Annotated in this window: 9 protein-coding genes; 7 read left to right on the forward strand and 2 right to left on the reverse strand. The window is 70.2% G+C overall.

Annotated features, from left to right (window positions below):
• The first annotated feature begins 37 nt into the window (after positions 1-37).
• The 6 genes from ACFQ58_RS02485 to ACFQ58_RS02510 all read left to right on the forward strand — a co-directional run bounded on the left by ACFQ58_RS02485 (position 38) and on the right by ACFQ58_RS02510 (position 9835).
• Positions 38-2524: an ATP-binding protein gene (locus ACFQ58_RS02485; protein WP_376949190.1), complete on the forward strand. Its 2487-nt coding sequence runs from the start codon at positions 38-40 to the stop codon at positions 2522-2524.
• Complete coding sequence (locus ACFQ58_RS02490; RefSeq protein WP_376949192.1) at positions 2521-3213, forward strand: response regulator; 693 nt, start codon at positions 2521-2523, stop codon at positions 3211-3213. The genes ACFQ58_RS02485 and ACFQ58_RS02490 overlap by 4 nt, the downstream gene beginning before the upstream one ends.
• Positions 3214-3369: 156 nt before the next feature.
• The gene (locus tag ACFQ58_RS02495) at positions 3370-4668 is read left to right on the forward strand and encodes a TrkH family potassium uptake protein (RefSeq protein WP_376949194.1); all 1299 of its coding nucleotides are present in this window, start codon (positions 3370-3372) and stop codon (positions 4666-4668) included.
• Between the two features lie 130 nt (positions 4669-4798).
• Complete coding sequence (locus tag ACFQ58_RS02500) at positions 4799-6724, forward strand: amino acid transporter (protein WP_376950325.1); 1926 nt, start codon at positions 4799-4801, stop codon at positions 6722-6724.
• Between the two features lie 69 nt (positions 6725-6793).
• Positions 6794-9280 (forward strand): glycoside hydrolase family 2 protein, encoded by a 2487-nt coding sequence (locus ACFQ58_RS02505; protein WP_376949196.1) that lies wholly within the window; start codon positions 6794-6796, stop codon positions 9278-9280.
• A 120-nt stretch (positions 9281-9400) separates the two neighbouring features.
• Positions 9401-9835, forward strand: a complete 435-nt coding sequence (locus tag ACFQ58_RS02510; RefSeq protein WP_376949198.1) for a DUF1304 family protein — start codon at positions 9401-9403, stop codon at positions 9833-9835.
• A gap of 123 nt (positions 9836-9958) precedes the next feature.
• On the opposite strand, the gene ACFQ58_RS02515 is transcribed toward ACFQ58_RS02510, so the two are convergent.
• The gene (locus ACFQ58_RS02515) at positions 9959-10318 is read right to left on the reverse strand and encodes a hypothetical protein (RefSeq protein WP_376949200.1); all 360 of its coding nucleotides are present in this window, start codon (positions 10316-10318) and stop codon (positions 9959-9961) included.
• Positions 10319-10444: 126 nt separating this feature from the next.
• On the opposite strand from ACFQ58_RS02515, the gene ACFQ58_RS02520 reads away from it, so the two are divergent.
• The gene (locus tag ACFQ58_RS02520) at positions 10445-10567 is read left to right on the forward strand and encodes a hypothetical protein (protein ID WP_376949202.1); all 123 of its coding nucleotides are present in this window, start codon (positions 10445-10447) and stop codon (positions 10565-10567) included.
• Positions 10568-10823: 256 nt separating this feature from the next.
• Here the strand turns inward: ACFQ58_RS02520 and ACFQ58_RS02525 are convergent, their stop codons facing one another.
• Positions 10824-11678 carry an aminoglycoside phosphotransferase family protein gene (locus ACFQ58_RS02525; RefSeq protein WP_376949204.1) on the reverse strand — a complete coding sequence of 285 codons (855 nt, stop codon included), beginning with the start codon at positions 11676-11678 and terminating at the stop codon, positions 10824-10826.
• Positions 11679-11685 lie beyond the last annotated feature (7 nt).

Raw genomic sequence — 11685 nt, forward strand, 5'->3', positions numbered from 1 at the left:
CCGAACCTCGCGCTCGCGGAGGTGGGAGACTGACCGCATGAGACGTGGGCGGCTCCGCGTGCTGCTCGGCGCCGCACCCGGCGTCGGCAAGACCTACACGATGCTCGAGGAGGGTCGTCGCCTCCGCGACGAGGGGCGCGACGTCGTCGTGGGCTTCGTCGAGCCCCACGGCCGCGCCGCCACCGCTGCGATGGTCGACGGGCTCGAGGTCGTGCCGCGGCGCACCGAGACGCATCGCGGCCTGCGGCTCGAGGAGATGGACGTCGACGCGGTGCTCGCCCGCAACCCCGAGATCGCCCTCGTCGACGAGCTGGCGCACACGAACGCCCCCGGTTCGCGCCATCCGAAGCGCTGGCAGGACGTCGACGACCTGCTCGCCGCGGGCATCGACGTGATCTCGACCGTGAACACCCAGCACATCGAGTCGCTCGGCGACGTCGTCTACGAGATCACGGGCGCCCAGCAGCGCGAGACGATCCCCGATGCCGTGCTGCGCGGCGCCGACCAGGTCGAGGTGGTCGACCTGGCGCCGCAGGCGCTGCGGGATCGCCTCGCGACCGGCCTCGTCTACCCGGCCGAGCGCATCGACGCGGCCCTGTCGAACTACTTCCGGCTCGGCAACCTCACCGCGTTGCGGGAACTCGCACTGCTGTGGCTCGCCGATGAGGTCGACCAGGCGCTCAAGGCGTACCGCGCCGAGCACGGCATCACGGGCAAGTGGGAGGCCCGCGAGCGCGTCGTCGTCGCGCTCACGGGCGGCCCCGAGGGCGAGACGCTGCTGCGTCGCGGCGCCCGGATCGCGGCGCGCTCGTCGGGCGGCGAGCTCCTCGCCGTGCACGTGACCAGTCCCGACGGGCTGCGGGCGCGCCATCCGGAGGCCCTCGACCGGCAGCGCACCCTCGTGGAGCGCCTCGGCGGCACGTATCACGAGGTCGTCGGCGAGGACATCCCGCAGGCGCTGGTCGACTTCGCCCGGGCATCGGATGCGACGCAGCTCGTGATCGGCGTGAGCCGTCGGTCACGGCTCACGGCGGCGTTCACCGGCCCGGGCATCGGCGCGACGGTCATCCGGGAGTCGGGCGACATCGACGTGCACATCGTCACGCACGCGGCGGCCGGGTCGGCCATCTCGCTGCCCCGCCTCGGCGGTGCGCTCAGCCGGCAGCGACTCATCGCGGGGTTCGCGGTCGCGCTCGTCGCGGGCCCCCTGCTCAGCTGGGTGCTCTGGACGCTCCGTTCCGATGCGTCGATCACGAGCGACGTGCTCGCCTACCAGCTGCTCGTCATCATCGTGGCGCTCATCGGCGGACTCTGGCCCGGACTCTTCGCGGCGGTGCTGTCGGGCATCACGCTGAACTTCCTGTTCATCGAACCGCAGTACACGCTCTCGATCGGACAGCCCCGGCAGTTCCTCGCGCTCGGGTTCTACGTGATCAACGCGCTGCTCGTCAGCTACGTCGTCGACCAGGCGGCGCGGCGCTCGCGCGAAGCACGGCGCGCGGCGGCCGAGTCGCACCTGCTCGTCACCATCGCGGGCAGCGTGCTCCGCGGCGAGGACGCCCTGCAGGCGATGGTCACTCGCACGCGCGAGGCATTCGGCCTCTCGGGCGTGCGGCTCCTCGTGGACGGCGAGGTGCGCGTCGCCGACGGCGAGCCGACACGTGACGAACGGCACTCGGAGGTGCCGATCGGGACGCGCGGCGTGCTCGAGCTGCACGGACCCGAGCTCGAGGCATCCGAGCGCCGGCTGCTCACCGTGATCGCGGCGCAGATGGACGCCGCGATCGAGCAGGGCGCGCTCGCGACCGCGGCGTCGGCCGCGGACTCGCTGGCCGAGACCGATCGGGTGCGGAGCGCGCTGCTCGCTGCGGTCGGACACGACCTGCGCCGTCCGCTCACCGCCGCGAGCGCCGCCGTGAGCGCGCTGCGCGCCGACGACGTGAAGCTCGGCCGCGCCGAGCGGCGGGAACTGCTCGCCACGGCTGCCGAGAGCCTCGAGGCACTCGCCGAGCTCGTCACCAACCTGCTGGACGTGAGCCGCGTGCAGGCCGGCGCACTCGCGGTGACCATCGCGCCGACCGAGATCGCCGACGTCGTCTTCGCCGCGCTCGAGGAACTGCGCGCCGGCCCGGGCGAGCTCGAGCTCGACCTCCCCGACGACGGGCCACGAGTCCTCGCCGACGCCGTCCTGCTCCAGCGCGTCGTGGTCAACCTGCTCGCGAACGCCATGCGGTTCTCGCCGCCGGGCGAGCGGGTCCTGGTGACGGCCAGCGCATTCCGGGGCGCAGTGCAGTTGCGGATCGTGGACCGGGGTCCGGGCATTCCGGCCGAACGCCGGGACCAGGTGTTCACGCCGTTCCAGCGACTCGGCGACACCGACAACGAGACCGGCCTCGGCCTTGGCCTCGCGCTCTCGAAGGGCTTCGTCGAGGGGATGGACGGCACACTGGAGGTGGAGGACACGCCGGGCGGCGGCGTGACGATGGTGGTCACCCTCCCTGCCGACGAGGAGGCGGTCGCGTGAGGATCCTGCTGGCCGACGACGACGAGCAGCTGCAGCGTGCGCTGCGCATCACGCTGGCCGCGCGCGGCTACGAGGTGCTGCAGGCGCGGGACGGCGCCGAGGCCATCGACGTCGCGGCGAACGGGCACCCCGACCTCATCGTGCTGGACCTCGGCATGCCGCGGGTCGACGGCATCGACGTCATCCGGGCGGTGCGGGCCTGGTCGAGCGTGCCGATCCTCGTGCTGTCGGGCCGGACGGACTCGACCGAGAAGGTCGAGGCGCTCGACGCCGGCGCCGACGACTACGTCACCAAGCCGTTCGCGATGGACGAGTTCCTGGCACGTGTCCGCGCGAGGTCGCGGCGACCCGCGGGCGAGGAGGATGCGGCATCCGTCCGGATCGGGGAACTCCAGGTCGACCTCGCCGCGCGCACGGTGCGGAGCGTGGACGGCCGGCCGAGCACCATCCGGCTCACGCCCACCGAATGGCGCCTGCTCGAACTGCTCCTGCGCAACCCGGGCAAGCTCATGACCCGGCAGATGCTGCTCGGTGAGATCTGGGGCCCGTATCACGCGAACGACGGCGGCTACCTCCGGCTCTACATGGCCCAACTCCGGCGCAAGCTCGAACCGGTGCCATCGCAGCCGCGCTACCTCATGACCGAACCGGGGATGGGCTATCGCTTCGACCCCGAGCCCGACTCCTAACGGAATCCATACGGCTCCGCGGCGGATCCTCACGACGCGCCGACATCGGCGCGACGGGGAATCGACTGGGATGGGAGCGTGACCACCCGGGAGTCGGCGCGCATTTCACGGCGCCTTCGGATCCGTCGGGGATTCCGCCTCCATCCAGCTCAAGTCGTGGTGGTCGGATTCGCCGCGGCGGTCCTGTGCGGCACCCTCCTGCTGCTCCTCCCGCCCATGACGCGCGTGCCCGAGGGAACCAGCTTCATCGATGCGCTGTTCACGTCGACGAGCGCCGTCTGCGTCACCGGCCTCACGGTGCTCGACAACGAGCTGCACTGGACGCCGCTCGGGCACGCCGTGATCCTCGCGCTGATCCAGGTCGGCGGGCTCGGCATCATGATCCTCGCCTCGCTGATCGGGCTCGTGCTCGCACGCAAGATGTCCATCCGGGCCAGGCTGAATGCCGCGACCGAGGCCAGCGTCGTCGGCTTCGCCGACGTCCGCGGCCTGGTTCGAGGCATCGTGCTGATCTCGTTCGCCATCGAAGCGATGACGTGGGCCCTCCTGTTCCCGCGCTTCCTCTTCGGCTACGGCTACAGCCCTGTGGATGCCGCGTGGCATGCACTCTTCCACTCGGTGTCGTCGTTCAACAACGCGGGGTTCGCGCTCTACTCGAACAACCTGATGGACTTCGTCGACGACCCGTTCATCTGCCTGCCGATCTGCGCCGCCATCATCCTCGGCGGCCTCGGGTTCCCGGTGATCATGCAGCTGCGCACGGAGTTCACGCGGCCGCTGCACTGGTCGATGAACACCAAGCTGGTGCTGTGGGGCACGATCGTGCTGCTCGTGGGGGGCACGTCGTTCATCACCGCGGTCGAATGGGACAACCCCGACACGTTCGGCCCTCTCGAGCCGCCCGGACGCATCCTGGCGGGCTTCTTCGCGTCGGTGCAGACCCGAACGGCCGGCTTCAACAGCGTCGACATCGGGCTGATGCACGACGAGAGCTGGGTGGCGATGGACGTGCTCATGTTCATCGGCGCAGGGCCGGCAGGCACCGCCGGCGGCATCAAGGTGACGACCTTCGCCGTCCTCTTCTTCATCCTGCTCACGGAGCTGCGCGGGGAAGGTGCCGTGAACATCTTCGGCAAGCGCCTCTCACGTGGGGTGCACCGCCAGGCGATCACGGTCGTGCTGATCGCGGTGGCCGCCGTGATGTCGGCCACGGTCCTGCTCATGCTCATCACGAATCTCACGTTCGACAGGCTGCTCTTCGAGGCGATCTCGGCGTTCGGCACCGTGGGACTCACCACCGGCATCACGGCCGACCTGCATCCGCTCGCGAAGGCCGTGCTCGTGCTGCTCATGTTCCTCGGTCGCATCGGCCCCCTCACGCTCGGTTCGGCGATCGCATTGCGCGAGCGACGCATCCTCTACGAACTCCCCAAGGAAAGGCCCGCCATTGGCTAGATCCCAGCTCCCCGACGGCAGCACCAGCGCCCGAGGACCGATCGTCGCCGGCAGCGACGCGCCGAACGGCGCCCTCCTGCGCGATTGGACGCAGTTCGAGTTCCCGGGCGAGGTTCCGGGTCCGAAGTCCCTGCGCCCGCGAACGCCGCTCTCCGGGTGGCTCCTGAAGCACACCGTGCAACCCGCGGGCGCGGAGAGCGAGGAGTCGCAAGTCGAGCAGCACTCGTGGTGGAAGGTCATGTGCCTGACGGGCGTCGACTACTTCTCGACCCTGTCCTACCTGCCGTCCATTGCGATCATCGCGGCCGGCGCGGTGTCGCCGATCGCGACCCTGCTCATCGTCGCGCTCACGCTCCTCGGCATGCTGCCCATGTATCGCCGTGTCGCCGTCGAAAGCCCGCACGGCCAGGGCTCGGTCGCGATGCTCGAACGGCTGCTTCCCTTCTGGCGCGGCAAGATCTTCGTGCTCGCCCTCCTCGGCTTCGTCGCGACATCCTGGATCATCACGATCACGCTGTCGTCAGCCGACGCGACCGTGCACATCATCGAGAACCCCCTCGTGCCCGAGGTCCTCGAGGGCCAGGCGGTCGCCATCACGATCCTGCTGCTGCTCGTGCTCGGCGGCGTGTTCCTGCTCGGCTTCACCGAGGCCGTCAACGTCGCCATCCCGCTCGTGGCCGTCTTCCTCCTCCTGAACGCGGTCACCATCGGTGCGGGCCTCATCGCGATCTTCGACCACCCGGTCATGATCACGGACTGGTGGGCCGCCCTCACCCGAGGGGGCGGCGGCATCGCCGACGTCCTCGGCCCGGCGCTCCTCGCATTCCCGCTGCTCGTCCTCGGCCTCTCGGGCTTCGAGACCGGGGTGAGCATGATGCCGCTCGTCGCCGCATCCGGCGAGAACCCGCAGGCGAGACTCGCGTCGCGCATCCGGAACACGAAGAAGCTGCTGACGGCCGCGGCGCTCATCATGTCCGTGTTCCTCATCACGAGCAGCCTCGTCACCACGCTGCTGATCCCGCCCACGGAGTTCGAGCCCGGAGGTGCGGCCAACGGCCGCGCGCTCTCCTACCTCACGCACGCCTTCTTCGGCGACGCACTCGGCACCGCCTACGACATCAGCAGCATCCTGATCCTCTGGTTCGCCGGTGCCTCGGCGATGGCCGGCCTCATCAACATCGTTCCGAGGTACCTGCCGGCGTACGGCATGGCACCGGACTGGAGCCGAGCGGTCCGACCGGTCGTGCTGGTGTACACGACGATCAGCATCATCATCACGATCGCGTTCCAGGCCGACGTCGACGCCCAGGCCGGTGCGTATGCGACCGGGATCCTGGCGATGATGGCGTCCGCCTCCGTCGCTGTCCTCATCTCCGCCGTCCGCCGGCGCCGCGCACCGGCGATCGCCGGGTTCGCGGCGCTGACGCTCGTGCTCGGATACGCACTGGTGGCGAACATCATCGAGAAGCCCGACGGCCTGGCCATCTCGATCCTGTTCATCATCGGCATCGTCGCGGTGTCGATCATCTCCCGGGTCTCACGCACCACGGAGATCCGCGCGGATCGCATCGAGTTCGACGACGCCGCGCGAAGGTTCATCGCCGATTCGCTCGTCTACGACGGCCGGCTGAACGTCATCGCGAACCGGCCCGACGTGGGCGATGCAGCCGAGTACGAGCAGAAGGAACGCGCGCAGCGCCGACTCAACCCGGTTCCGGGGCGAGCCGACGTCCTGTTCCTCGAGATCGCGGTCGTCGATCCGTCCGAGTTCCACGCGGTGCTGGAGGTGCGCGGCGTCGAGGTCGAGGGGCATCGCGTCCTCCGTGCCGAGAGCCCCGCCGCTCCGAACGCGATCGCGGCGATCCTGATCGCGATGCGGGATGCCACGGGCGTCCGGCCGCACGCGTACTTCGAGTGGTCCGAAGGCAACCCGATGCTGCACATGGTGCGGTACATCCTCCTCGGCCGTGGGGACACGGCGCCCGTCGTCCGCGAGATCATCCGCGAGGTCGAGAAGGCCCCGGAGCAGCGGCCGACGATCCACGTCGGCGGCTGAGTGCTCGCCACACGCAAGAACCCCGCCGCCGGGAGCCGTCTTGTTGACAATGCGCAGTAGGGTGCAGGCGTGAACAGAGCGCTGGGAAGCGGGTGGCGACTGACCGCGGCTGCCGGGCCGGTGCCCGATTCGCTCCGGGGCGCGGTGATCCCCGCGACCGTTCCGGGCGTCGTGCACACCGATCTCCTCGCAGCCGGGCTGATCCCCGACCCCTACCTCGACGACAACGAGTCGCTGCTGGCCTGGATCGGCCTGGTCGACTGGACCTACGAGACCACGGTGGACGTCTCGGCCGAGGACCTCGCCGCCTGCGCCCGCCACGACCTCGCATTCGACGGAATCGACACGGTCGCGACGATCACGTTGAACGGCGTCGCCCTCGCCGAAGTCGCCGACCAGCACCGGTCCTACCGGTACGACGTGACGGAGCTGCTCCGCGCCGGCGAGAACATGCTCGTCGTCGCCTTCCGGAGCCCCGTGCGGTACGCCAACGAGCAGAGCGTCGCCCTCGGCCCACGGCCGCACGGGTACCCGCTGCCGTACCAGGCCATCCGCAAGTCGGCGTGCAACTTCGGCTGGGACTGGGGCATCGCGACCTTCACGAGCGGTCTCTGGCGCCCGGTGCGGCTCGAGTCGTGGTCGACCGCCCGGCTCGGGCAGGTGCTCGTGCACGCCACGCCTGCGACTCCGGGCGACGGCGGCGTCGTCGAGGCGAGGGTGCGCGTCGAGCGTGCGAGCGACGACGAACTGCACCTCCAGCTCGAGATCGAGGGCGACCGGGCGGATATCACGATCCCGGCCGGCACGAGCGAGGCCCGCGTGCACGTCGACCTCGAATCGGTGGAGCGGTGGTGGCCGGCGGGATACGGCGAGCAGCCCCTCTACGACGTGCGCATCCGACTCGACGTGGACGGCGAGATGCTCGACGAGGCCCGCCGACGCGTGGGATTCCGCACGGTGCGCTGGGACACCGAGCCGGACGCCGACGGCACTCCCTTCCAGCTCGTCGTCAACGATGTGCCCGTATTCGTGAAGGGCGCCAATTGGATCCCCGACGATGCGCTGCCGGTGCGCGTGGACCGAGCCCGCTACGCCCGACGGCTCCACCAGGCGAGAGCCGCGAACCTCAACCTCGTCCGCGTGTGGGGAGGCGGCATCTACGAGGCCGACGACTTCTACGAGCTGTGCGACGAGCTCGGGCTGCTGACGTGGCAGGACTTCCTCTTCGCATGCGCCGCGTATCCGGAGGAGGAACCCCTGCGTTCCGAGGTCGAAGCCGAGGCCCGCGACAACGTCGCGCGCATCGCGCACCACGCCTCGCTCGTGCTGCTGACCGGGAACAACGAGAACCTCTGGGGCCACGAGGACTGGGGGTGGAAGCCGCTGCTCGACGGCCGGACGTGGGGAGCGCGGTACTACCACCAGCTCCTCCCCGCGATCATCGACGAGCTCGCGCCGTTCGTGCCCTACTCGCCCGGCAGCCCGTTCAGCCCCCACGGCGAGCATCCGAACGCCGAGGCCCACGGCACCATGCACATCTGGGACCTCTGGAATCAGAAGGACTGGCCTCACTACCGCGACTCCCGGCCTCGGTTCGTGGCCGAGTTCGGCTGGCAGGGCCCGCCCGCGTGGACCACGCTCACACGCTCGATCTCCGACGAGCCGCTCACGCCGGAGTCGCCCGGGATGCTGGTGCACCAGAAGGCCATCGACGGCGGCACCAAGCTCACATCCGGGCTGGTGCGCCACTACCCGGTGCCCGACGACACGGAGACCTGGCACTGGGCCATGCAGCTCAATCAGGCGAATGCGGTCGCCTGCGCACTGGGCTGGTTGCGTGCCCTCGCGCCGCACACTTCCGGAGCCGTGGTCTGGCAGTTGAACGACTGCTGGCCGGTGACCTCGTGGGCCGCGATCGACGGCGACGAGCGCGAGAAGCCGGTGTTCCACGCCATCCGCAACGCCTTCGCGCCGAGGGTGGCGACGGTGCAACCGCACGATGGCGGTCTCGTCGCGGTGCTCGGCAACGACTCCTGCGAGGCCTGGGCGGCTGAGCTCGTCCTCACCCGCCGCGTATTCGACGGCACCGTGCTCGCGTCCGAGACGGTGGCCGTCGAGATCGCGCCGCGCGCGAACGCCACGGTGGCGGTCCCGGCGGCGATCGCGACGGCCGGAGACGTCGCTTCCGAGCTGGTCCTCGCCGAGGCCGACGGCGTCCGCGGGTTCTGGTACTTCGCCGAGCCGCGCGACAGCGCCCTCGCCGCGCCGTCCCTCACCGTTGACGTCCGCCGCGACGGCGATGGGTTCTCGGTGACGGTCACGACCAACGTGCTCGTCCGCGATCTCACGTTGCTCGTCGACAAGCTCGCACCGGACGCCACCGTCGATACGGGACTGGTGACGCTGCTGCCGGACGAGCACGCGACCTTCCGCGTCAGGGGCGTCCGCTCGCTCGAGCCCGACGACGTGCGCGTGCCGACGGTGCTCCGTCATGGCAACCAGCTGCTCGCGGTCGGAGGCGGTGCGATGGCCGATGGAGTGAACGCCTCGCCGTAGCCACCCGGTACCGTGGGGCGGTGGTCAGCGCGAAGCCGTCCTAGGCGGTCCGGGCATCCACCGTGTCGAGGTGGGGCAGGCCCCCATGCGCGCTCGACAGAGACAGACGAGAATGCGCGCATGAATCCCGTCGCACAGGTGCTCGCCGCCCTCGAAGCGCTGACGCTCATCGCGGTCGGCGTGCTCGAGACGTTCTTCTTCCGCAGCCCCGAGCTGTACCCGATCTTCCTGATCGAGCCCGACGAACACGAGGCCGTCGCGCTCTGGACGCGCAACGTCGGCGTCTACAACATGCTCATGGGCCTGGCGATCGTCGTCGCCCTGGTGCTCGTACACCGAGCGCAGGCCGCCGCTGGCCGCGCGATCATCCTCACGATCTGCGCGATGCACCTGGTGCTCGGCATTTCGCTCGTCGTCACCGCGGCCGAGCTCTGGCTCTCGGCGATCTTCGAGCTCGGCCTCGCGCTCGCCGTGATCCTCGCGATCGTGATGGGCGATCGTCGAGCTGTCGAGCGTGCGGGTTCGTCCTCCGCCGCCCGCGCCTCTGCCGTCTAGGTACGTCGGATGTCGTGGCACACTGGGGAACTGCCCGCAGCGAATCATCGGCGGGGATGACGCGGCCGGCCGACGACGATGATGCGCGGCGCGGGATGCGTACCGCCGACTGGAGTCTCGTTCTCAGTCGGCCACCGCCAGACGGGCGGCATGGCCGACCTCGTTCTCGGCAACCGGGCGCGCACCGATCTCCAGGAGGGCCCACTCTGCGGACCCGTCCGGCGTGCGAACCGACCCGCGTTCCAGCGCCGATCGGATCAGCGCGCGGACGTGCGCTTCGTGCTCGGGCTCCGTGACGAACAACACCCTCAGCCTCACCCGACCACCAACGAGCTCCGTCCGACTGAAGTGCGGCGCGAGTGGACATGGGGGCTCATGGTCGACCGAACCGCACAGCGTGATCGTGACCGCGGCGCCGAGGGCGGCGGGCTCGCTCCCGTCGGCCAGATCGACCACGGCCTCCTGGACGAACGGCTCCAGCATTCGATCAGTCTGACACGACAGCCAGCTGGCGGATCCTGACTGGGCCCACGTCGGTGCCACCGCTCGAAAGTGGAGCATGCGGACTACATTGCGACCTGAATGCCGGCGGAAGAGAGAGGCTCATCGATGACGCAGAACGCAGACCAGGCCAACGAGAACGCGCACCGCACGTACCCCGACCTCCGCTGCGTGGATTCGCTCACCGAGGCGGTCCCCGATGCCGACGTGGTCGCCCTGTTCACCGAGTAGGACGAGTTCGGACGCGCCGACCGCCTCGCGCTGGGCGACCTCGTGAGCGAACGGCGAAGCGTCGACGGCCGGCACGCGCTCAACGCCGACGCCTACCGCGCCCGGGATGGGAGTTCCGGCGCTCGGCCACCCGGCCGCATCGCCTGTGGCCGTCCCCACCGCTGGGTGAGCCGCGAGGCAAGGTCTGAACATACGATCCCTGCGCCGCGATCCGTCCGTCCAACCGCGGGGCGGAGTCAGGATCCGCCCGCCGGCGTCAGGGATCTCGAAACGTTCGATCGAACGTCGCCCAGGCGTTCGTTCGGTATGCGGTCCGCCCGTCGAGGTCCGAGATCGCGAACTCGAGGTCCTCGAGCCATGTGCATCGGCCATGGAACCGCATCCGTGCAAGATCGCCGTCAGTGAGCGGTCCCTCGAGCGCTTCGCCGACCTGTCGGGCGATCGACGGCCCGAGGTCCCGGAAGATCGTGCCGAGGTCGCGGGCGGGATCAGCACGCGCCGCGTCGGTCCAGTCGATCACGCCCGTCACTCGACCGCCCGCGTCCGCGAGGATGTGCTCGGCGCCGAGGTCGTTGTGCAGCGCGACGACACGAACCCCGGGCGGGGGCGGGGGCGACTCGAGGAACGCCGCGACGGTCGCCGCCTGAGCAGCGTCGAGGTGCGGTCGGACGACACCGAAATGGCGGACCGCCTCGTCGTGCCATTCCTCGATCGGGACGTCATCGAACGGCAGGTCGGCATGGATGCGTCGGAGCGTCCCGAGGACGTCGATGAGCGCGCGGCCGACGTCCACCGCCCGCCGGCGCGCGAGCAGCGGCTCGCCCGGCAGCCGCCGGTAGACCATGATGCCGGCGTCCACCTCATGGACGACCGGGACCGGCACGGGCACGCGTGTCGCCCGAGCGAGGCGACGGAGCAGCGCGACCTCACGGGCGACGCTGTCGAGGTCGTCGGAGCGTCGCACGATCCACTCGCCGATCGCGAACGTCGTGTTCTCGGCACCTCGTGCCACCGCCCTCGCGTCGTCGCTCGACCCGAGCCCATGACGCGCGGCGAGCTCGGCCAGCAGGGCGCGCTCGGGATCATCGAGTCCGCCGTCGATCCCGGTCATGCCGTGA

Source organism: Agromyces sp. NPDC056523 (genome assembly GCF_042794545.1).
In the GTDB taxonomy this organism is placed as follows: Bacteria; Actinomycetota; Actinomycetes; order Actinomycetales; family Microbacteriaceae; genus Agromyces.

What these genes read in the sequence shown, in the direction of transcription:
- ACFQ58_RS02525 (WP_376949204.1), bottom strand. Translation starts at nt 11,678, where the DNA reads ATGACCGGGATCGACGGCGGACTCGATGATCCCGAGCGCGCCCTGCTG.
- ACFQ58_RS02520 (WP_376949202.1), top strand. Translation starts at nt 10,445, where the DNA reads ATGACGCAGAACGCAGACCAGGCCAACGAGAACGCGCACCGCACGTAC.
- ACFQ58_RS02510 (WP_376949198.1), top strand. Translation starts at nt 9,401, where the DNA reads ATGAATCCCGTCGCACAGGTGCTCGCCGCCCTCGAAGCGCTGACGCTC.
- ACFQ58_RS02485 (WP_376949190.1), top strand. Translation starts at nt 38, where the DNA reads ATGAGACGTGGGCGGCTCCGCGTGCTGCTCGGCGCCGCACCCGGCGTC.
- ACFQ58_RS02515 (WP_376949200.1), bottom strand. Translation starts at nt 10,318, where the DNA reads ATGCTGGAGCCGTTCGTCCAGGAGGCCGTGGTCGATCTGGCCGACGGG.